The organism is Methanomicrobium sp. W14 (genome assembly GCF_017875315.1).
Taxonomy (GTDB): Archaea; Halobacteriota; Methanomicrobia; order Methanomicrobiales; family Methanomicrobiaceae; genus Methanomicrobium.
Genome location: NZ_JAGGMM010000002.1, coordinates 479644 through 501479 on the forward strand (window position 1 = coordinate 479644; position 21836 = coordinate 501479).

At 40.8% G+C, this 21836-nt stretch carries 17 protein-coding genes; 3 read left to right on the forward strand and 14 right to left on the reverse strand.

The window, feature by feature from the left end; translation table 11 throughout:
* Positions 1–14 precede the first annotated feature (14 nt).
* A complete protein-coding gene (locus J2128_RS08185; protein ID WP_209690639.1) occupies positions 15–1637 on the forward strand; it encodes a GAF domain-containing protein in 1623 nt (540 codons plus the stop codon).
* A 68-nt stretch (positions 1638–1705) separates the two neighbouring features.
* Here J2128_RS08185 and J2128_RS08190 read toward each other — a convergent pair whose 3' ends face one another.
* The 4 genes from J2128_RS08190 to J2128_RS08205 all read right to left on the reverse strand — a co-directional run bounded on the left by J2128_RS08190 (position 1706) and on the right by J2128_RS08205 (position 3301).
* Complete coding sequence (locus J2128_RS08190) at positions 1706–2047, reverse strand: pyridoxamine 5'-phosphate oxidase family protein (protein ID WP_209690640.1); 342 nt, start codon at positions 2045–2047, stop codon at positions 1706–1708.
* 86 nt (positions 2048–2133) lie between these two features.
* Complete coding sequence (locus tag J2128_RS08195) at positions 2134–2358, reverse strand: methyltransferase domain-containing protein (protein WP_209690641.1); 225 nt, start codon at positions 2356–2358, stop codon at positions 2134–2136.
* Positions 2359–2667 carry a hypothetical protein gene (locus J2128_RS08200; protein ID WP_209690642.1) on the reverse strand — a complete coding sequence of 103 codons (309 nt, stop codon included), beginning with the start codon at positions 2665–2667 and terminating at the stop codon, positions 2359–2361. It abuts the gene before it with no gap.
* 196 nt (positions 2668–2863) lie between these two features.
* Complete coding sequence (locus J2128_RS08205; RefSeq protein ID WP_209690643.1) at positions 2864–3301, reverse strand: hypothetical protein; 438 nt, start codon at positions 3299–3301, stop codon at positions 2864–2866.
* 185 nt (positions 3302–3486) lie between these two features.
* Here J2128_RS08205 and J2128_RS08210 point away from each other — a divergent pair, with 185 nt between their 5' ends.
* Together J2128_RS08210 and J2128_RS08215 are read left to right on the forward strand one after the other, a co-directional pair.
* Positions 3487–3651 (forward strand): hypothetical protein, encoded by a 165-nt coding sequence (locus J2128_RS08210; RefSeq protein WP_209690644.1) that lies wholly within the window; start codon positions 3487–3489, stop codon positions 3649–3651.
* Positions 3652–3980: 329 nt separating this feature from the next.
* Complete coding sequence (locus J2128_RS08215; protein ID WP_245323482.1) at positions 3981–4916, forward strand: polyphosphate kinase 2 family protein; 936 nt, start codon at positions 3981–3983, stop codon at positions 4914–4916.
* A gap of 252 nt (positions 4917–5168) precedes the next feature.
* On the opposite strand, the gene J2128_RS08220 is transcribed toward J2128_RS08215, so the two are convergent.
* The 10 genes from J2128_RS08220 to J2128_RS08265 all read right to left on the reverse strand — a co-directional run bounded on the left by J2128_RS08220 (position 5169) and on the right by J2128_RS08265 (position 21818).
* Positions 5169–5645, reverse strand: a complete 477-nt coding sequence (locus J2128_RS08220) for a chemotaxis protein CheW (protein ID WP_209690645.1) — start codon at positions 5643–5645, stop codon at positions 5169–5171.
* Between the two features lie 11 nt (positions 5646–5656).
* Positions 5657–8251 carry a methyl-accepting chemotaxis protein gene (locus J2128_RS08225; RefSeq protein WP_209690646.1) on the reverse strand — a complete coding sequence of 865 codons (2595 nt, stop codon included), beginning with the start codon at positions 8249–8251 and terminating at the stop codon, positions 5657–5659.
* Between the two features lie 549 nt (positions 8252–8800).
* Complete coding sequence (locus J2128_RS08230; RefSeq protein WP_209690647.1) at positions 8801–9277, reverse strand: chemotaxis protein CheW; 477 nt, start codon at positions 9275–9277, stop codon at positions 8801–8803.
* A 10-nt stretch (positions 9278–9287) separates the two neighbouring features.
* A complete protein-coding gene (locus J2128_RS08235; protein ID WP_209690648.1) occupies positions 9288–11885 on the reverse strand; it encodes a methyl-accepting chemotaxis protein in 2598 nt (865 codons plus the stop codon).
* A 568-nt stretch (positions 11886–12453) separates the two neighbouring features.
* Complete coding sequence (locus J2128_RS08240) at positions 12454–12930, reverse strand: chemotaxis protein CheW (RefSeq protein WP_209690649.1); 477 nt, start codon at positions 12928–12930, stop codon at positions 12454–12456.
* A gap of 14 nt (positions 12931–12944) precedes the next feature.
* A complete protein-coding gene (locus tag J2128_RS08245) occupies positions 12945–15530 on the reverse strand; it encodes a methyl-accepting chemotaxis protein (RefSeq protein ID WP_209690650.1) in 2586 nt (861 codons plus the stop codon).
* 542 nt (positions 15531–16072) lie between these two features.
* Positions 16073–16549: a chemotaxis protein CheW gene (locus tag J2128_RS08250; RefSeq protein WP_209690651.1), complete on the reverse strand. Its 477-nt coding sequence runs from the start codon at positions 16547–16549 to the stop codon at positions 16073–16075.
* Positions 16550–16561: 12 nt separating this feature from the next.
* Positions 16562–18790, reverse strand: coding sequence for a methyl-accepting chemotaxis protein (locus J2128_RS08255; RefSeq protein WP_209690652.1), 2229 nt, complete (start codon positions 18788–18790; stop codon positions 16562–16564).
* 17 nt (positions 18791–18807) lie between these two features.
* Positions 18808–19245, reverse strand: coding sequence for a hypothetical protein (locus J2128_RS08260; protein WP_209690653.1), 438 nt, complete (start codon positions 19243–19245; stop codon positions 18808–18810).
* Between the two features lie 341 nt (positions 19246–19586).
* Complete coding sequence (locus J2128_RS08265; protein ID WP_245323484.1) at positions 19587–21818, reverse strand: methyl-accepting chemotaxis protein; 2232 nt, start codon at positions 21816–21818, stop codon at positions 19587–19589.
* Positions 21819–21836: the final 18 nt, after the last annotated feature.

A 21836-nucleotide genomic window follows, 5' to 3' on the forward strand; every position in this document is an offset into this window, starting at 1 on the left:
ACTACATAGTATAAATGACGCCGGCAGATACAGATGACCTCGCAGAAACCGAATACCTGATTGTGGCATATCTGCGGTCTCACCCGCCTGAAGAGTGCATGCTTGACAAAATATCCATGGGGACAGGAAAGAGCAGGGCGACTACCCTCAAATACCTGTGGACGCTTCATGCAAAGGGAATTACGGATTACCATGAAATCGGAAGAAACAAGCTGTGGATGATGAAGCAGACTGCGGAAAGCGGCACTGAAATAATTTCGCGTAAAAAACAGGGTAATATCCCGGGAAATATTCAGAAGACTGCGCAGGCTGCATTTGAACTTCATAACCTTCTTCTAAGGGAGGCAAAGCTGCGTGACTCCCTGGACCTTCCTGAGACCATAGTCCTGAGTGTTGCAAAAGACTATTCTATAATCGCCGGAAACAGACTTTTCGAGTCGCTTTTTCCGGAAGTAACTAACTTTACTGACCTTGTACACCATTCCCAGACTGCAAAGCTTGAAGAACTCTTCAGGTCCGCGGTCCCGGGCAGTACTGCTTCGATAAAACTCGATATTCTTGAAAAGGCAGGAATATATCGTTCGTATAACTTCACTCTTGTATCACCGGGCCAGGGAAGCTATGGAGGTACCGGTGCATATGTACTCATCGGCGAAGACCTGTCGGGCAGGAGGACGCGGCGGCACCTGGAATCTCTCCTGTATATTATAAGGACAGCCGCAGCGGCTCAAAATGAGGAAGACCTTTTGCGGGAGACCCTTAAAGGGGTCAGGGAAAATCTTGTTCCGTTTGTCCATGGAAATGTCGTTATGGCTGACATGCATATAGCCTTCAGCACTGCACCTCCTTTTGAACAGTTGCAGGAATTCTTTCCTCTTCTCAGGCGCTGCATGACATCTCTTGAGACCGTATCGGAGGAGAAGGATGCGGAAACGTTCAGCTATGCGGTCGCCGTTCCCGTTATCGACGAAGAGCAGGCGGTCGGTGCGGTGCTTCTTCTTATGAAGTCTTCTCTCAGTGCGACCGAAGTGGAAAACATCGAGATAGTTGCGGATGAGATTGCAAGTGCTCTTAGGATGCAGAGGCTTGACCGGGAACGTACAGAGTTTGTCAATACTCTAATTGCGATGAACGCCGTTTCCACAATTCTTAACACCGCCTCAGACGAGAATGCAATTCTTGAGCAGTCGATTGAAGCGGCAATGGGTGCTCTTGGTTTTGAAATGGGATGCATTTATCTTAAGGATGATTCCGAAGGGATGGTGCCGAGAGTCCACCGCAATATGCCTGAAAATATCATGAAAATGTGTATAGCCGGAACTTTCAACGGTCTTTTTGAGCGTGCATTCAGGGACCAAAACCTTGTCTATGTAGTTTCCGGAACACCTGAGTATACGTCACTTCTCGACCCTTTAATCCGCGAAAACGGCGTGAAAACTCTGCTGATACTTCCTGTAAAGGCAGGCGGCCGTATTGTAGGGCTCCTTAACATGGGCAGCAGGACGGAAAAGCACTATACCAGGACAAGCCTTGATAACCTCTCCTCAATCGGGCTTCAGCTTGGTATAGCCCTTGAAAGGTCGAGGCTTGCCCGGAAACTTCGTGAGGCCGGCGGTGAGTATAAGGGGGAAGAGTAAATTCTCTATAACAAAAATCCTCCAGGTGATTAGTCAGTCATGTTCTTCCTGCCGGTCATTCCCGTCACTTATATCCTGATAACGGCAAGTCTTCCGGTGCTAAGGCTTTTTGGATCGCATCCCCCGTCGTGGTAACGCCCGGCAATAACTCCGGGCCCTTCCTTGATCTCATCTTCATCTTTAAGAATCGTAGCTGTCCCGAAACCTATGACACTCCGGTATTTCATATTGTATGAACACGGGCTATCTGATGGAACCAGTTCATAGTCTGTCTCCGTTTCAAAGCATACATTTGGGTTTATCCTCAGGGTCTCTATTTTTCTGCCTTTTTTTAAACTGTGAAGATATATCACTCCGTTTTTATACCCGAATGCCATAGGCACTACGTTGGGCTCTTTGTCCCTGCACATGCCGAGTCTTCAGGTACGGCGAATTCAGCAGCATATCTTCAATTTCCTTTTTGTCTGTTATGATTTCTCCCATAATCCTTTCTCCTTCAGGGCTTCCTGAACCGGACCGTATAATTCCACAATTTCCCTTCCGTAGTGTCTACAGAGAACCCGGCCGCTTCGCCCATAGTGATAGTCGTTCTCTTCAGCGGATAGTCCGGGATCTTCTGCAGAACTGTAACCATGTAAACGGCATCAAAAGTTTCATCCTTAAAGGGGAGAAGAAGTGCATTTCCCTGCACAAGGTCAGGCAGACTTTCTTTTTTCTTCATTCACTGGTCAAGCATTTCCCTCTGGATGTCAAGCCTGACGACTTTTCCCTTTTGTCCTGTCGTTTTTACCGTAAAAGGCATATAACAGCAGCTCCCGCACCCGATTTCAAGAACAGTCATTCCTTTTTTTATCCTGCTTCGGGTGAGCACTTTACCGGGCGGCTGAATTCTTCTGAGGACGTCAGAGTCAAGAAATTTTCCGATGAATGCCGGGGCAGGAAAGGGGTGGATTCTGGGGACTGCCCTTATTGTGACCTGCCATACAAGAAATATAATTATAAGCCAAAACAGTATTTCGGCAACCGACATATTTCATCATTCCTTTAGATATATAACACCCGTTTTGGCGGCTTCAGGTGCTGTCCTGATGAGTCTGATTACAGTAATTGTTGCAGTGAATGCCCGCACTCTCAGGATGGACAAATAAATCCTGATCCGTTTTTAGTGCATTTTAATGTATTTTTATAGTTGCATAAATGTTGTACGATATCCCAAGGGAAAGTTCTTATTTATCAACTGATATGTTTGCACTTTCGTTTAGAATATTCATGAGATTTGTGACATTTTCGTCATTTGCAATCCCCAGCATATCAAAGATGCTCTCAATAAACTTTAAAATCTCATCTGCCGCTGAAATAAGATGTTCTGCATATGCCTCCAGAGATTCAAGGGTTCCAAGAGGGTTTTCAGTGAAGTTTGCCTCATTTATCTCCGGGATGTCAAGACTGCTGGTATTTATCCCCTCAAATGATATTGCCGATGCAGGAAGGACCAGCATAGCCACTAAAAAGAGTAAAACCACCTTCATTGATCTAACAAGGAGGAGTTTAACCGAAATATAGTTTATTGCGGATTTTGAAAAGATGTTTTCACGTAATTTCGGCTGCACCTGGAACCTGACAAAAATATTGTCCTTTTTTACAGGTATTTTTAGGAAATTCATTATTTTTTAAACCTGTAAAAAGTGGATAAAATCACCTAAATTTCTTAGGAGAGGATTTTAAAGGACCAAATTTTCAACATAATTATCGTAGCAGAAGAAAAATACCTGTAATTTTGCAGATTTTTTTCTGCTGCGCAAAACAGATTCATAATTAAATGAATCAGCTAAAATAGCAGGAGTCTACCATGACCGAAGAAATATTTGATCATATAAGTGAAGAAACACAGCACATACATGATGACCTTGAGCATGTAGGAAGAGACATTGATGAACTTTCCAGCCATCTGAAAAATCTTGACGAGCATATGCATCACCTGATGAAGGAAGTCAAGAACAAGGAAGTCCTGTGAGACCACATTTAAATAATCTTTTAACGTGGTTTTTACAAAAAAGGGACTAATTTTTTTTACTGCATCTTAAGACAAAACCCTGCCGCAGGCATATTTCACCAGTATTAAGGCAGGGTTTAATTCTGATATTATCTTTATTTTATACCGTTTTTCTAAATGATTTTTCTGAATGAATTCTTTGTTTTTTTGAGGTATTTACAGTCTGAATCAGTCTAAGGTAAACCCGTGCAAAAAAAGTTTTCACCGGCAAAATTATTTTTATCATAATTTACTGAAATATTACTGTCTGAAGGCTTTTGTCCTGAAAATGTTATCTGGCCGGAAAGTCTTTGAAAATACGTCTGTACGGTGAAAAAATGATACCTGAGTCTCTTATAAGTAAAACGTTAGTTATTCCCGGAAAAAAAGTGTCTTTAAAGGATTTCGGGACAGGCTGGTACCAGTATAAAGAATTAAAGGATATTGAAAAGGGTGACCTGAAAAAAGAGGCTGAAGAAGTTCTTGAAGAAAGCAAAAACTCTCTTTCATCCGCCCAGAGTCTTTTATGGGCAAATGACGTATATTCGGTCCTTATAATTCTGCAGGGCATTGACACTTCCGGAAAAGACGGGACGATAAGACATGTGATGTCCGGCGTAAATCCGCAGGGCGTTGAAGTAAGCAGTTTTAAATTGCCTGTCGCAGAAGAGATTGACCATGATTATCTCTGGAGATGTAGCAGAAAACTGCCTCCCAGAGGCTGCATAGGAGTTTTTAACAGGTCATACTACGAGGACGTCGTTGTTGTACGTGTACATCCTGAAATTCTTGAAAACCTTATGCACCTTCCTCCGGTAAAAAAGGATGAGAAATTCTGGAATGCACGCTATGAGGACATAAATGCGTTTGAGAAGTATCTTGTCAGAAACGGGACTGTCATCCTGAAGTTTTTCCTTCATATTTCAAAGGGCGAGCAGAAAAAACGTCTCCTGAGCCGTCTCGATAACAAGGAAAAATACTGGAAATTTTCGCCTTCCGATCTTGAGGAACGTAAGTACTGGGAAGATTATCAGGCAGCGTATGAAACGGCTTTTGAAAAGACAAGTACCAAATGGGCGCCATGGTATGTAATTCCCGCAGATCATAAGTGGGTTGCAAGAACTGTGATTGCAGATTTAATCTCCACAAAAATTCAGTCGCTGAATCTTCATTATCCTTTAGTATCCGATGAAAGTATGAATGAAATAACCCGGGCAAGAAAAGAGCTTAATGACGAAAAAAATTAACCAAAAGTCTAAACTGCTTTTTTAAATTTTTTATATCCTTTTTTAAACCATCCAGAATTCAGGTGTCCTGTATTTTTAAAAGTGTTTTATGCATAAAGCCGGGTAACCTAAAGGGGGGGTGATTTTCAGGTCAGGCTTTTTTAGTTAAGCCAGGGGATATGCCTGAAAATCGTTTTGGTGGTTGTTTTTTTGATTTAATTTTTGGGTATGTCATTATTTCTGGTGGAGTAATTAAACTTAAAACCTTATTGTTCAGGCATCGTGTGTTTCCTTTAAGATGTCAAAGAGTATCTTCGTGATGTCAATCCAGATTATAAGTGCTTTGTTTCCGCTGCTGTCTTTTCCGGATTTGATAACACCTTTTACATACGCTTCTTTCGAAATTGATTCGTCCATCTTGTCTATGTCGTCTTCAGAGACCTGGAGGACACTCATGACGTCGTCAACGATAAGGCCTACATTAGATCCGTTTGCAGCTTCCGGGACGAGAACGATTATTTTTTTGTTCTCCGAGTCTGTATGCACCGGAAGCCCCATCAGGTAATTCAGGTTCAGTATGTTTGTGATTTCACCTCTGAGATTTATTATTCCAGCAATATGCTTCGGTGCCATAGGAACGGGGGTTATTGGTATCATCTCAACAATTTCACGTGCAATCTGAATATCCAGTGCGTACTGAACGCCCGATATTTCAAACTGCACTACAACAACGTTATCATATGAAGCCATAATCATCCATCCTAATACTTGAACTTAGAGTTTGATTCTTCTAATTCGTTTACAAATGAGTTCACCTCGTGCATGGCGCTTCCAATCTCTTCTATTGATGCACTTGCCTCCTCTGCAAGAGCGGCAAGCTCTTCAGCCTCTTTCTGGACATTCTTTGTCTGTTCTGTACCGGATTCCATTGCTTTTACAATATTGTTTGAGATATTGGCCTGGTCCTCAATTGCCTTTGTAATCTCACCGACATCGTTTGAGACCTGTCCGGCACTTTTGATGATTGTATTCAGTGCCTCGATTGCCTTTGTAACGCTTTTCACACCTTCCATTATCTCGTCATTGGCGGAAGTGATTGACTGTGCGGTCTTTTCACTTCCCGACTGGACCTTTGAAACGACATTTTCTATGGAGTCCGTTGCAGCCCTTGCCTCTGCCGCAAGGTTTTTGACCTCACCTGCAACGACAGCGAATCCTCTTCCGTGCTCACCAGCACGTGCCGCTTCAATTGCTGCATTTAGTGCAAGGAGGTTAATCTGGCCTGCAATATCGTTTATCAGTTTGACTATCTTTCCTACCTCTTTTATCTGCTCGGTAAGACTTTTTATCTCCTCAACACTCTCTTTGGCAATCTTTTCTACGCCGCCCATCTTGACGCTGGCGTCGTTGCCCATGCTTTGGGCCTCTTTTCCAATTTCAACGACATGGTTTGTAGCCTTGTAGACCTCCTGCGATGTGCCGGCAATTTCTTCGTTGGACGCCGAAAGGTCGGCTATCTGGCGGTTCACCTCTTCGATGTTTTTCAGAAGCTCTTTTGTAAGGTCAGCTGTCTTCTGGCTTGTATTTGCAACACCTTCGGCCGCTTTAGAGACATCGTCCGTTCCCTTGTTTATTTCTCTTGAATTGGATGCTATCATGTTTGTTACTTTGCTGCTCTCTGCGAGAAGCTCTGCAACCGAGATTCCTATATTATTAATTGCGGTCTTAAATTCATGGAAATCCCCTTCCACTTTTAGATTATCTGAAAATCTTGCTGAGAAGTCTGCATTGGAGTACTTGTCGCATATTTTCATTCCTTCTTTAAGGGGTATTGCGACAGATTTCAGAAGGCTGTTCATGCCTTCAATCAGTTCGAGATATGCACCCTGGTATTTTGAACCGTCAGCCCGATATTCAAGATTTCCTGATTCTCCTGCATTTACAAGTAACTTTATGTCCTCAGCCAGTTTTGACATGGAATTTTCGACAGAACCTACTGACTCGTTGACTTCAAGGAATTTTTTTCTGATGTCTTTTGTGTACTTATCTGCCTCGCCGACTTCTAACTTTAAATCCTGAGGTCTTCCTTCTGCGATGCATTTGAGATCGGTTGCAACTCTGTCCAGTTCAACTTCGAGGTATCTTCTGGGCCTGACTATGTCAGTGATATCCTGTACTGTTTCAACATATCCTATGCCGTTTCCTTTTGCGTCCTTTACGGTTGCAGTGACTTGTTTGCCTTCCATTCCCAGCCATTCAAAGAAAGTCTCGTTTTTGCCGGTTGTTCTCAGCTGGTGTATTCCGCACTGTTCGGTGTTGCATATGCTTGCATTTGCATTGCAGCAGTCCATTCCGTATGCGGATTTTCTGCCAGGAACCGTATGATTATCGATAAGAATCTTTTCAAATGCCTTGTTCATGTACGTCCATTTCATATTGTTGTCTGTGACATGAATCGGGTAAGGAACTGCATCAAGGATTGATTCATAAAAAGCAGTCTGGTTTAGCTGTTCGGTTATGTCCTGGCATGTTTCAACATATCCTATTACGTCTCCTTTTTTGTCACGAATTGATGCGGTAACCTGTTTATATTCCATACCGTGGCCATTGAAGTAGCTCTCGCATTTGTCGTTGTTTCCTGACTGCCTCAGTTTTCTTATACCACATTCTTCAGTATTGCATATGCTTGCTTTTGCAGTGCTGCATGATTTACCGTATGCCCACTCTCTGCTCTTAATTACGTTATTTGACACTAATTCCTGCTCAAAAGCCTTGTTCATGTATGTCCATTTCATGTCGTTGTTCATTACGTGAACGGGAAAAGGTATTGCATCGATTATTCTTTCAAACCTGATTTTCTGATTCTCCATCAATGTAGTGTCAAGGAATACTACTGAAATATAACAGAGATCTCCGTTGTCGGCAAAAGAGGGGTTTGCAGAAATTTCAATGTTTTTTTCCTCACCTCTGAAAATCATTGTGTATTTTCCGGAAACTTCTGTTTTCTTTTCAATTGCTTCGTTTACCGAATCCCCATCAGTTTTTTCAGCCTCCAGAACTGAATAGAGCTCTTTTAAGCTCATTGATGTAAGAGTTTCTTTTGGATGACCGGTTAATTTGACAAATTTTTCATTTGCATCCAGAATTCTAAGGTTTTTATTTAGAATAGCAACCGGTACAGGTGCAGAGTGCATTGCCCCGCAGCAAAATTCGGTTTTCCTGTTTGTCTCTATCAGCCTGTTTATTAATTTTGCAAGGCCGGAGTATTCTTCATCTATTCTTTCAGTATTCGCCAGTGAATCCCTATTTCCACTGAGATAATCTGAAATCGTATTTTCAAGCTCTGTTAATCCCATTTATCAATCACATCAGTTAAACATTTATGTATATCCGCACTGAAACTACAGTATACAAAATGGGATTTTTTAAATTGCAATATATATGTATTTCATAATTATAGTTTTATATATCTATAGAGATCTATTTTTTTTGATCTTATTTTTGAATAATTTTTCCAAAAAAAGCGTATTTTGAAAAAAACGGCCTATGCGCGCGCAATGATTGTGTACACTATTTTGAAAGATTTTAGTTATCCTGCATTTGGTATAACCGGTAAAATAGTTGCAAATCATCTTCATCTGATTATTGTGAAACTGACTTTTTAAAGATTTATATATTTTTCAAAAATTTTTATTTAAAACAATATTTATCTCATTGTCTGTCAGTTTACAGATTTGGTGTATATGCTCATAATTTTGTTAAATGACATAAAAAAAGTGCTCAGGTCTGGGTTTTAAAAAGCCCTGGGATATACCTGAGAAATTTTGGGTGGTTTTATTTTTGATTTAATTTCCGGGTATGTCATTATTTCTGGTGGAGTAATAAAGCGCAAATCGCTTTGTTTCTTACGTTTCATGAGTTTCTTTCAAGATGTCAGAAAGTATCTTCGTGATGTCAATCCAGATTATAAGTGCTTTGTTTCCGTGGCTGTCTTTTCCGGATTTGATAACACCTTTTACATACGCTTCTTTTGAAATTGATTCGTCCATCTTGTCTATGTCGTCTTCAGAGACCTGGAGGACACTCATGACGTCGTCAACGATAAGGCCGACATTGGACCCGTTTGCAGCTTCCGGAACAAGTACTATAATTTTCTTGTTTTCTGATTCCGTGTGCGCCGGAAGCCCCATTAGGTAATTCAGGTTAAGTATGTTTGTGATTTCACCTCTGAGATTTATTATTCCTGCAATATGCTGCGGTGCCATAGGAACCGGGGTTATAGGTATCATCTCAACGATTTCACGTGCAATCTGAATATCAAGAGCATACTGCACTCCTGAAATTTCGAACTGCACAACAACGACATTGTCAAATGTAGCCATAATTCCCTTCCTAATACTTGAATTTGAAGTTTGTTTCTTCTAACTCTTTTACAAAGGAATTCACCTCGTGCATAGCGCTTCCAATCTCTTCTATGGATGCACTTGTCTCTTCTGCAAGAGCGGCAAGTTCTCCTGCCTCTTTCTGGACGTTTTTGGTCTGCTGTGTTCCGGCTTCCATAGACTTTACAATGTTGTTTGAAATATTCGCCTGGTCTTCAATCGCTTTTGTAATCTCACCGACATCGTTTGAGACCTGTCCGGCACTTTTGATGATTGTATTCAGCGCCTCTATTGCCTTTGTAACGCTGTTCACACCTTCCATTATCTCGTCATTGGCGGAAGTGATTGACTGTGCGGTCTTTTCACTTCCCGACTGGACCTTTGAAACGACATTTTCTATGGAGTCCGTTGCAGCCCTTGCCTCTGCCGCAAGGTTTTTGACCTCACCTGCAACGACAGCGAATCCTCTTCCGTGCTCACCAGCACGTGCCGCTTCAATTGCTGCATTTAGTGCAAGGAGGTTAATCTGGCCTGCAATATCGTTTATAAGTTTGACTATCTTTCCTACCTCTTTTATCTGCTCGGTAAGACTTTTTATCTCCTCAACACTTTCTTTGGCAATTTTCTCCACACCGCTCATCTTGGTGCTGGCGTCGTTGCCCATGCTTTGGGCCTCTTTTCCAATTTCAACGACATGGTTTGTAGCCTTGTAGACCTCCTGCGATGTGCCGGCAATTTCTTCGTTGGACGCCGAAAGGTCGGCTATCTGGCGGTTTACTTCTTCGATGTTTTTAAGAAGGTCTTTTGTAAGATCGGCTGTTTTCTGGCTTGTATTTGCAACGCCCTCGGCCGCCTTTGCAACATCGTCGGTTCCTTTGTTTATCTCCCCGGAATTGGAGGCAATCATGTTCGTTACTTTGCTGCTCTCTGCGAGAAGTTCTGCAACCGAAATTCCGATATTATCGATTGCGGTCTTAAATTCATGGAAATCCCCTTCCACTTTTATATTATCTGAAAATCTTGCTGAAAAGTCTGCATTGGAGTATTTGTCGCATATTTCCATTCCTTCTTTAAGAGGTAATGCAACTGACTCCAGCAGGTTGTTCATGCTTTCGACAAGTCCTATATAAGCACCCTGGTATCTTGTGCTGTCAACCCTGAATTCAAGGTTTCCCTTCTCCCCTGCATTTACAAGGGACTGAATATCGTTTACAAGGTCTAACAGACTTTCATTTACCGAACTTACCGATTCATTGACTTCAATGAACTGTTTCCTGATGTGCTTTGTGTACTTGTCCGCCTCCCCTACTTCAATCTTCAAATCCTGGGGTCTTCCTTCCGCAATGCATTTGAGATTCGTTGCCACCTTGTCAAATTCAGCTTCAAGGTATTTCTGGGGGCGGACAATGTCTGTAATGTCCTGGACAGTTTCGACGTATCCTATGCCGTTTCCTTTTGCATCCTTTACAGTTGCGGTTACCTGTTTGCATTCTGTTCCCATCCAGTCAAAGAAAGTCTCGTTTTTGCCTGATGTTCTCAACTGGTGTATTCCGCACTGTTCAGTATTGCATATGCTTGCATTTGCATTGCAGCAGTCCATTCCGTATGCGGATTTTCTGTTTGAAACGGTGTGACTTTCAAGAAGAAGTTTTTCAAATGCCTTGTTCATGTATGTCCATTTCATGTTGTTGTCAGTGACATGAATAGGGTAAGGCACTGCATCAAGTATGGATTCGTAAAAGGCGGTTTTATTCAGGAGATCGGTTATGTCCTGGCATGTTTCAACGTATCCTGTCGTATTCCCTTTTTTGTCCCTGATTACAGCTGTAGCCATTTTGTATTCCAGGCCGTGTCCGTCGTTGAAATAACTCTCACAAAAATCACTGTTTCCGGTCTTCTTCAGTTTTCTTATGCCACATTCTTCAGTATTGCAGATATTGGAGTTTGCAGTGCTGCATGGCCGGCCACGTGCCCATTCTCTGCTCTTTATAACATTATTTGCCATAAGTGCCTTTTCGAAGGCAGTATTCATATATGTCCATTTCATATCCTCGTCTATTATATGAACAGGGAATGGAATTGCATCGATTATTCCCTCGTACCATACTTTCTGGGCCTCAGTTTCGGTGACGTCGAGGAATAGTACTGAAATATAAGACAGGCTTCCGTTGTCGTCATAAGACGGGTTTACGGATATTTTTATGGTCTTTTCCACACCTCTGAAATTCATGATGTATCTGCCGGAGACTTTCTGTCTCTTTTCGATTGCATCATTTACGGATTCTCCATCTGTTTTTTCTGCCTCAAGAACAGAATAAAGCTCTTTTAAGCTCATTGATGCAAGAGTCTCCTTAGGGTAACCAGTTATTTTGACAAAATAGTCGTTTGCATCCAGAATTCTCAGATTTTTGTCTAAAACGGCAACCGGCACAGGAGCTGATTGCATTGCCCCGCAGCAATATTCTACTTTTTTGTTTGCCTCAATCAACCTGTTTATGAGTTTTCCCAGCTGCAGGTATTCCTCTTCTGTTTTTTCAGTATTCACAAAAGATTTTTTATTTCCGCTGAGGAAATCTGAAATCGTATTTTCAAGCTCGGTTAGTCCCATATAACAATCACATCTGTTAAACGTTTATGTATATCCATATCGTAATACTATATACAAAATGGGACTTTTTATTGTGCCATATATAAATATTTCATATTTATTATTTTATAAAACTATAGAGATCTATTTTTTATGATCTTATTTTTGAATAATATTTCTAAAAATACCTCCTTTTGAAAAAAACATTGGCTTGCGCGCAGTTACTTATACAATATTTGAAATGTTTTCTGGTGTACTGCTTATTGTGCATTTTGGTTTCACAAATTTAATATTATATTTCCCTCATAATTTTTAAGTAAACATTTAAAATATTATGTAAATTGTCAAATAGTATCCTTTGAATTTTTAGATAATGATTTTTTGAATTTTTTATTTCAGAGTTTTTTATCCTGTTTTATGCTATATTTTTCTGTGCAAAAATTGGAAAATTTTTACAGATCAGAACTCATTTTAAAAAAATTAGGGAAATCCAATAATATATTAAAGTATCACCATTGATTTCTCCTGGAATCGGGTTGTGATGTTTTATCTGATAAAATGATATATTATCAATTTATTCCCTATTTTATCATGCTTCGTGTGTCTCTTTTAATATGTCGGATAATATCTTAGGGATGTCTATCCAGATAATGAGGGCCTTATTCCCTTCATTATCTTTTCCGGATTTAATAACCCCCTTTACGTATGCCTCTTTTGAAATCGATTCGTCCATCTTGTCTATATCGTCTTCTGCTATCTGGAGGACACTCATAACATTGTCTACGATAAGACCGACATTGGACCCGTTTGCAGCTTCAGGGACAAGAACTATTATTTTTTTATTCTCTGAGTTTGCCTGAACAGGCAGCCCCATCAGGTAATTCAGGTTAAGTATGTTTGTGATTTCACCCCTGAGGTTTATGATGCCGGCAATATGTTTTGGTGCCATTGGAACAGGGGTTATAGGAATCATCTCAACGATTTCACGTGCAATCTGGATATCCAGTGCATACTGGACACCGGATATTTCAAACTGCACTACAACAACGTTATCAAATGAAGCCATCGACTTTCCTTCCCTTAGTATTTGAATTTGGAATTGGCTTCTTCTAATTCACTGACGAATGAATTCACCTCATGCATAGCGCTTCCGATCTCCTCTATGGATGCACTGGCCTCCTCTGCAAGAGCGGCAAGTTCTTCTGCTTCTTTCTGGACATTTTTGGTCTGCTGTGTCCCGGATTCCATGGACTTTACAATATTGTTTGAGATATTCGCCTGGTCTTCAATCGCTTTTGTAATCTCACCGACATCGTTTGAGACCTGTCCTGCACTTTTGATGATTGTATTCAGCGCCTCGATTGCCTTTGTAACACTCTCCACACCTTCCATTATCTCGTCATTGGCGGAAGTGATTGACTGTGCGGTCTTTTCACTTCCTGACTGGACCTTGGAGACAACGTTTTCTATGGAATCGGTTGCGGTTCTTGCCTCTCCTGCCAGGTTTTTAACTTCACCTGCAACAACTGCAAAACCTCTTCCGTGTTCTCCTGCACGTGCCGCTTCAATTGCTGCATTTAGTGCAAGAAGATTAATCTGTCCGGTAATGTCATTTATAAGCTTTACAACCTTGCCTACTTCCTTTATACTTTCTGTAAGCTCCTGTATTTCCTTAACACTCGCCCTGGCTATCTTCTCGACGCTCATCATCTTGGTGTTGGCATCGTTGCCCATGCTTTGGGCCTCTTTTCCAATCTCGACAACGTGGTTTGTTGCATTGTATACCTCCTGTGAAGTTCCTGCTATCTCTTCGTTGGATGCCGAAAGATCAGCTATCTGGCGGTTCACCTCTTCAATGTCCTTAAGGAGGTCTTTTGTAAGATCTGCAGTCTTCTGGCTTGTATTTGCAACTCCCTCCGCAGCTTTTGCGACGTCATCAGTTCCCTTGTTTATCTCCCTGGAATTGGAGGCAATCATGCCAGTGACTTTGTTGCCTTTTTCAAGAAGTTCTGCAACTGAAATCCCAATATTATCTATTGCGGTCCTGAATTCATGGAAATCCCCTTCAACTTTAATTTTGTCTGAAAATCTTGCCGAAAAGTCCGCATTGGAGTACTTGTCGCAGACAACCATTCCTTCTTTAAGGGGTATCGAAATCGACTCCAGAAGGTCGTTCATACTCCTGACGAGTTCTATGTAAGCGCCCTGGTATTTTGAAGTATCAACCCTGAATTCCAGATTTCCTGCCTCTCCTGCGCTGACAAGTGATTTTATGTCAGTCACAAGTCTCAGGAATGATTTGTTTACGGAATCCACGGATTCGTTGACTTCAAGGAATTTTCCCCTGATATGTTTTGTATATTCGTCTGCTTCCCCTACCTCAAGCTTTACGTCCTGCGGTCTTCCTTCGGCAATGCATTTAAGGTCCATTGCCACTTTGTCGAATTCAGCCTCAAGGTATTTCTGGGGGCGGATTATATCCGTAATGTCCTGGACAGTTTCAACGTATCCTATGCCGTTTCCTTTTGCGTCCTTTACAGCTGCGGTTACCTGCTTGCCTTCCATTCCCAGCCATTCAAAGTAGGTTTCGTTTTTACCCGTTGTTCTCAGCTGGTGTATTCCGCACTGGTCAGTGTTGCATATGCTTGCATTTGCTGTACAGCAGTCCATCCCGTATGCAGATTTTCGGTCTGAAACCGAGTGGTTTTCTACAAGTATTTTTTCAAATGCCTTGTTCATGTATGTCCATTTCATATTGTTGTCAGTTACATGAATCGGGTAAGGGACCGCATCAAGTATGGATTCGTAGTATGCAGTCTTATTAACTAATTCTGATATGTCCTGGACTGTTTCGACATATCCGATAATATTTCCGTTGTCGTCCTTCAATGATGACGTTACCTGTTTGCATTCGTTTCCCAGCCATTCAAAGTAGGTTTCGTTTTTACCCGTTGTTCTCAGCTGGTGTATTCCGCACTGGTTTGTATTGCAGATGTCTGCATTTGCATTGCTGCATGGTTTTCCATACGCGGATTCTCTGGATGAAATTGTGTTGTTATCAATTAAAAGCTGCTCAAACGCCTTGTTCATAAATTTCCATTTCATATTTTCGTCAGTAACATGAACCGGGTAGGGTATTGCATCAAGGATTTTTTTGTACCAGAGTGTTTCTGTGTATACCGGGGTTATGTCGTTTAATGATACAAAAACACCGGAAAGGTTTCCTTTCTCGTCATAAGACGGTTTTGCCAGAATTTCAATTGTTTTTTGATTTCCTTTTAAATTCAGGGTATATATTCCTGAAACTTCCTCTTTGCTTTCTATTGCTTCATTTAATGAACAGCCCTTTGTTTTTTTGGCTTCTGTCAGAGAAAAAAACTCCTGAATGTTCATTGAAATAAGTTTTTCTTTTGAATATCCGGTTATTTTCGTAAAGTCGTCATTGACGTCAGATATTCCCAGGTTTTTGCCGAGAACAGCAACAGGCGCAGGAACGGAAAATATGTTTCTGCGGTATATGCCGGTTTTCAGGTTTTCTTCAATCAGGTTGTTTACAAGTTTTCCGAGTTTTGAGTATTCATCGTCTATTCTTTCAATATTTACAAGGGAATTTTTGTTCCCGCTGATATAATCTGAAATTGCATTTTCAAGCTCAGTTATTCCCATATAACCAGTCACATCCTTTTAATTTTTGTGTATATCAGTATCGTAATACAGTATACTAATTGGAATTTCATATATAGTTATATATATTTTTTTCATAATGTGAGTTATATATAACTATAGCGATCTATTTTATATGATCTTATTTTTGAATGTTATTTCCAAAAAACCCGTATTTAGGAAAGTATCTGTGTCGCGCGCAGAATGATAATAAAAAATATTTTGAAATACCTTGGACATACTGCATTTTATGCACTGGGACCAACAGTTGTAGTATGCATTCATCTGCCGGGCTTAAGATTGCCTGTAAAATCTTAAAAAGGCTGTTTCATTAAATATTCACTGTTATAAGGAAATATAATCCCCGTTATAATTCTTGTTTGAATTCTGCTGAAAATCCATTCATAAATCAAAAAAATATTCAAATCAAAAGTTTCAGGAAAAGTCCCCAAAATAAAATATTGTACTTTTTATTAAATATTATATTTATTTATGGGTATTTCATTATTTCTGGTTTAGTTATAAGGCGCAAATCGTTTTGCCTTTTACGTTACATGAGTCTCTTTCAGGATGTCAGAGAGTGTCTCCTTTATATCAATCCAGATTATAAGTGCTTTGTTTCCGGCACTGTCTTTCCCGGATTTAATGACACCTTTTACATACGCCTCTTTTGAAATAGATTCTTCCATCTCGTCTATGTCGTCTTCATTTACATGTAGGACACTCATGACATCGTCGACGATAAGGCCGACATTGGACCCGTTTGCAGCCTCAGGGACAAGAACTATTATTTTTTTATTCTCTGAGTTTGTCCGGACAGGAAGCCCCATCAGGTAATTCAGGTTAAGTATGTTTGTAATTTCGCCCCTGAGGTTTATAATGCCGGCAATATGCTTTGGTGCCAGAGGGACAGGGGTTATAGGAATCATCTCTACAATTTCACGTGCAACCTGGATATCCAGTGCATACTGGACGCCTGATATTTCAAACTGCACTACAACAACGTTGTCAAATGAAGCCATGGTTTTCCTTCCTTAGTATTTGAACCGTGAATTTGTCTCCCCCAGCTCTTTCACGAATGAATTCACCTCGTGCATAGCGCTTCCAATCTCTTCAATGGACGCACTGGCTTCTTCTGCAAGTTCTGCAAGCTCTTCTGTCTCTTTCTGGACGTTTTTGGTCTGCTCCGTTCCTGCCTCCATAGATTTTACAATGTTGTTTGATATATTGGCCTGGTCACCAATCGCTTTTGTAATCTCACCAACATCGTTTGAGACCTGCCCGGCGTTTTTGATGATTGTGTTAAGGGCTTCAATGGTTTTTGTGACGCTTTCAACACCCTCCATTATTTCAGCATTGGCTGTTGTTATAGACTGTGCGGTCTTTTCACTTCCTGACTGGACCTTTGAAACGACAGTTTCTATGGAGTTTGTTGCATCTCTGGCTTCACCTGCCAGATTTTTGACCTCCCCTGCAACGACTGCAAATCCTCTCCCGTGTTCCCCTGCACGAGCCGCTTCAATTGCGGCATTGAGGGCGAGAAGATTAATCTGGCCTGTAATATCGTTTATAAGTTTTACAACCTTACCTACTTCCTTTATGCTTTCTGTAAGATTCTGTATTTCCTCAACGCTTGCCTTGGCTATATTTTCTACATTTATCATTTTGGTGTTGGCATCGTTGCCCAGTCCCTGTGCCTCCTTTCCAATCTCGACAACGTGATTTGTAGCATTGTATACCTCCTGTGATGTTCCTGCTATCTCTTCGTTTGATGCCGAAAGATCAGCTATCTGGCGGTTTACCTCTTCAATGTCCTCAAGGAGGTCTTTTGTAAGATCGGCGGTCTTCTGGCTTGCATTTGCAACGCCTTCGGCAACCTTTGCGACATCACTGGTTCCTTTGTTTACGTCGTTTGAGCTCAAGGAGACCATTTCTATCATGTTGCTGGTCTGTGAAAGCATTTCTGAGACGGAAACCCCTATATTGTCAACAGCGTTTTTGAGTTCAAGAAAACTCCCTTTAACGTTGATGTTTTCATCAAAACGTGCCTTAAAATCGGCGTCGGCATATCTCCTGCATACATTCATTACAGCGTATACGGGCTCTGAAAACGTATGCATAAGTGCGTTGATTCCTTCTATTATATCAATATAAGACCCTTTGTACAGGCTGCCGTCAGCTTTAAAGTCAAGGTTTCCGTCTTTGCCGGCATTAATGAAACTGTTGATATCACTGACAAGTCTGTCCAGTGTAGAATATACGGATTTTACAGACCCTGTGACACCCAGAAACTGTTTTCTTATATCTTCTGTGTACTGGTCCGCTTCTCCGACTTCAAAGTTTATATCCTGTAGTCTGCCTTCAGCTATGCATTTCAGGTCATCAGCTACTTTCTTTACCTCTTTTTTAAGGTACTCTTCAATACTGACAGATTCCGTAATATCCAGAACTACTTCAACATGTCCGGTATTTTTTCCCTCTGCGTCTCTTATCCACTCCATATTTGCAAGGTAGTGGCTGTTGTTCTGGTCAAAGTAAGTTGTTTTTTCGCCTTTTTTAAGACGTTCTATGGCGCATTTGCCGTTGTTGCAAATTTTTGTATTCCACCTGCTGCACGGAAGGCCTATTGCCTCTTTAATATCAATATTTGCCATTTTTGCAGTTGCCGGATTTATATACGTCCATTTCATGTCCAAATCCGTGACTGATATCGGGAAAGGAATAGCAGAGAGTACTGATTCGTAAAATGCTTTCTGTTCCTCTATCCGGGTGACGTCTTTCAGGGAGATATAAACTCCGGTTAATTCATTGTTTTTGTTGAATGCTGGAACAGAGGATGCGGAGATTATCCTTTCTGTACCCCCGGAATTCATAATATACCTGCATTCTGCCCTTTTTCTGAATTTTATGGCCTCTTTTGCAGTCTCTCCTTCTGTTTTCTCAAGTCTGAACTCAAAGTGAAAATCGTCGAGGGTCATTGAAAGAAGTTTTTCTCTTTTGTACCCTGTTAGACTTATGAAATCTTCGTTAATTGCCGTAAATTTTAGATCAGAATTCAGAACGGCTATAGGAACCGGAGCATAGTTAATCGCATCATTGTAGTATGAAGCTTTTGTGTCTGACTCTTTTTTTTGAGCCATAATCCGGTTTAGGAGAGACCCTGTTTCATAGTACTCTTTGTCGATGTTGTTCAGGTCAATCATTGAATTTGTGTTTCCGTCCAGAAAATTTTTCAGGCTGTTTTCAATATTTTCAGGTAACATATCGTGTACACCTTCTTTTAGTTGTTCATGTTTTTGGTCTGTCCCGGAAATGGTTTACTCTGTCCCAAATCCACAAATGCTGAACATTCCGCGATTATTGTCTGTTTAAATGCCTTTCTCAGGCATATTGTGTTCATATCCGGGTCTATTGCATGAACCAGATAAGTTATTGCGTCAATGACTCTGTCATACCATATTTTCAGGGTCTTTGTTGCGTGAATCCCGCTAAATGTCAGGAAAGTGAAAAAAAGGCCTTCGGATTTGTCATATGAAGAATTAGCTGATGCATAAACAGTTTTTTGTAGTAGTTCACCTCTTGCATCTGCTTCAATAAGCCTGTTTACAAATTTTTTGGGCTTTAAGTATTCATTTTCATTTTTTTCAGTACTTTCATGGGAACTTTTTTTTCCGCTGAAAAGTTCTGAGATTGTGTTTTTGAAGTCTGTTAATCTCATATAGCAATCACACCTGTTAAACAAATATGTATATCCGTATCGTAATACAATATATACAAAATGGGATTTTCAACAAGGTGATATTTATGATTTTCATAACTAAAATAATATATATTTAGAGTGATCTATTCTGTTTACCCGTTTTTTTAAAGATTATTTCCAAAAAATCAAGATACTGATAAAAATCCTTCCCGCGCGCGCAGCATAAAAAGGGACTGTCCTTCGTGTTTCTTAAGCCCGCAGTTGGTTACCTGTTCAGATAATCTGCCAAAAGACAGTGAAAAAGTTGTTTTTAGTATTATGGTTTATCATATTTTTGGATAACCCGCAGGGCAGATATTTTATTGAAATCTGAATTTTGAGTTCTCATCTTTCAGTTCTTTTATGTACGAATTCACCTCGTGCATTGCACTTCCGATTTCTTCTATTGATGCACTTGCCTCTTCTGCAAGTGCTGCAAGCTCTTCTGTCTCTTTCTGGACGTTCTTGGTCTGCTGTGTACCTGATTCCATTGCTCTTACGACATTGTTTGAGATGTTGGCCTGGTCTTCGATTGCCTTTGTAATTTCACCGATGTCATTTGAAACCTGACCTGTGTTTTTAATTATTGCGTTCAGGGACTCAATGGTTTTTGTAACGCTTTCAACACCTACCTTAATTTCGTCATTAGCCTCGGTTATTGCTTTTGCAGTGTTTTCGCTTCCGGTCTGGATTGTGGAAACAACGCTTTCAATGGAATTTGTCGCTTCTCTGGCCTCTGCTGCAAGGTTTTTGACTTCACCTGCAACGACTGCAAATCCTCTCCCGTGCTCACCTGCACGTGCAGCTTCAATTGCTGCATTAAGTGCGAGAAGATTAATCTGACCGGTAATATCGTTTATAAGTTTTACAACCTTTTCGATGTCTTTTACCTTTTCCGAAAGGTCGTGGATTTCATTTACACTTGCGTTCGCTATTTTTTCCACGTTCTTCATCCTTTCGTTTGCTTCTTCTCCAAGGTTTTGTGCCTCCTTCCCAATTTCAAGGACATGGTTTGAGGAATTGAAAACTTCCTGTGAAGTTCCTGCTATCTCTTCGTTTGATGCCGAAAGATCAGATATCTGACGGTTCACCTCTTCAATGTCTTTCAACAGGTCTCTTGTGAGATCGGCTGTCTTCTGACTTGCATTTGCAACGCCTTCCGCGGCTTTTGCGACGTCATTTGTTCCTTTGTTCACATCATTGGAGCTTGAAGATACCTTGTCCGTCATCTTTCCTGTCTGTGAAAGCATTACTGAAACTGAAATACCGATATTGTTGACCGATTCTTTCAGCTTTTGGAAATCACCTTTCACATCCAGGCTGTCATCAAATCTTGCAGTAAAGTCGGCATTTGAATAACTGTTGCAGACATCTGTTGTTGCGTTTATTGGGATAGACAAACTGTCATAAACATGGTTTATGCTCTGAATAATCTTTTTGTATGCACCTTTGTAAGATTCGGTGTCAGCTCTGAAATCAAGTTCTCCTTCCTCTCCGGCCCTGACAAGTCTGTTTATGTCTTTCATAAGCATGTCCAGGGTATTGTTAACGGTTTTTAGAGATTCTGCCACACCAAAAAAGAGTTCCCTGACTTCTTCGGTGTATTCGTCGGCCTCACTTACCTGAAGGCTGACTTCGTCGTTTCTTCCATCTGCAATGCACTGCAGGTCTCCTGCAACTTTCCGGACTTCATCCTTCAGGTAGTCTCCGATTCTTACAGACTTAGTTATGTCCTGAATGACTTCCACATGACCAGTTTTGTTTCCAAAGGCATCCTTTACCCATGCGGCCCCTGCCATCAGATTTTTCCCGTTCTGCTCGAAGTATGTTGTTTTTTCTCCTCTTCTAAGGCGTTCTATTACACAGTCTGCGGTGTTGCAGATGTTGTTGTTCCATCTGTTGCATGTATTTCCAATCGCTTCATTTATGCCGGTTTTAATCATTTTTTCTGCGGCCGGGTTGATGTATGTCCATCTCATCTTCATATCGGTTACCGAGATGGGGAAGGGAATTGCATCAAGTATTGACTGGTACCATGATTTGGTGTCCTCGACCTCTGTTATGTCAGAAAATGAGATGACGAAGTGGAGAAATTCATTATTTTCATCGAAAAGAGGGTTGAATGCGACCTGAAAAATTTTTCTTTCCCCTTTAAGGTTCATCTGGTATACCCCGGATACCGTTTCAAGTTTTCTGAATGCTTCTTCGACACCTTCTCCGCGTATTTTTTTCAGATCAAATTCTGAGATGAAACTGTTCAGGTTCATTGAGCAAAGTCTTTCTTTTGAATTACCGGAAATATTGATGAAGTAGTCGTCTGTATCAGATATTGTATAATCAGGTTCCAGGACGACTATTGGAATCGGATTTTTGCACAGGGAATGATAAAATAGTTTGGCATTTTCATCAGTTTCTTTCTTTGCCTTTAATATTTGATTTATCAGTTCTCCGATTTTCTGATATCTTTCGTCCATTAATTTTGTATCAATCAGGATTTCATTGTTTCCGCCAATGAATTCCGTCAGTACGTTTTCAATTTCGGTTGTTGTCATTAGAGTTACTCCTTAAAA

What these genes read in the sequence shown, in the direction of transcription:
- J2128_RS08185 (WP_209690639.1), top strand. Translation starts at nt 15, where the DNA reads ATGACGCCGGCAGATACAGATGACCTCGCAGAAACCGAATACCTGATT.
- J2128_RS08190 (WP_209690640.1), bottom strand. Translation starts at nt 2,047, where the DNA reads ATGTGCAGGGACAAAGAGCCCAACGTAGTGCCTATGGCATTCGGGTAT.
- J2128_RS08195 (WP_209690641.1), bottom strand. Translation starts at nt 2,358, where the DNA reads ATGAAGAAAAAAGAAAGTCTGCCTGACCTTGTGCAGGGAAATGCACTT.
- J2128_RS08200 (WP_209690642.1), bottom strand. Translation starts at nt 2,667, where the DNA reads ATGTCGGTTGCCGAAATACTGTTTTGGCTTATAATTATATTTCTTGTA.
- J2128_RS08205 (WP_209690643.1), bottom strand. Translation starts at nt 3,301, where the DNA reads ATGAATTTCCTAAAAATACCTGTAAAAAAGGACAATATTTTTGTCAGG.
- J2128_RS08210 (WP_209690644.1), top strand. Translation starts at nt 3,487, where the DNA reads ATGACCGAAGAAATATTTGATCATATAAGTGAAGAAACACAGCACATA.
- J2128_RS08220 (WP_209690645.1), bottom strand. Translation starts at nt 5,645, where the DNA reads ATGGCTTCATATGATAACGTTGTTGTAGTGCAGTTTGAAATATCGGGC.
- J2128_RS08225 (WP_209690646.1), bottom strand. Translation starts at nt 8,251, where the DNA reads ATGGGATTAACAGAGCTTGAAAATACGATTTCAGATTATCTCAGTGGA.
- J2128_RS08230 (WP_209690647.1), bottom strand. Translation starts at nt 9,277, where the DNA reads ATGGCTACATTTGACAATGTCGTTGTTGTGCAGTTCGAAATTTCAGGA.
- J2128_RS08235 (WP_209690648.1), bottom strand. Translation starts at nt 11,885, where the DNA reads ATGGGACTAACCGAGCTTGAAAATACGATTTCAGATTTCCTCAGCGGA.
- J2128_RS08240 (WP_209690649.1), bottom strand. Translation starts at nt 12,930, where the DNA reads ATGGCTTCATTTGATAACGTTGTTGTAGTGCAGTTTGAAATATCCGGT.
- J2128_RS08245 (WP_209690650.1), bottom strand. Translation starts at nt 15,530, where the DNA reads ATGGGAATAACTGAGCTTGAAAATGCAATTTCAGATTATATCAGCGGG.
- J2128_RS08250 (WP_209690651.1), bottom strand. Translation starts at nt 16,549, where the DNA reads ATGGCTTCATTTGACAACGTTGTTGTAGTGCAGTTTGAAATATCAGGC.
- J2128_RS08255 (WP_209690652.1), bottom strand. Translation starts at nt 18,790, where the DNA reads ATGTTACCTGAAAATATTGAAAACAGCCTGAAAAATTTTCTGGACGGA.
- J2128_RS08260 (WP_209690653.1), bottom strand. Translation starts at nt 19,245, where the DNA reads ATGAGATTAACAGACTTCAAAAACACAATCTCAGAACTTTTCAGCGGA.
- J2128_RS08265 (WP_245323484.1), bottom strand. Translation starts at nt 21,818, where the DNA reads ATGACAACAACCGAAATTGAAAACGTACTGACGGAATTCATTGGCGGA.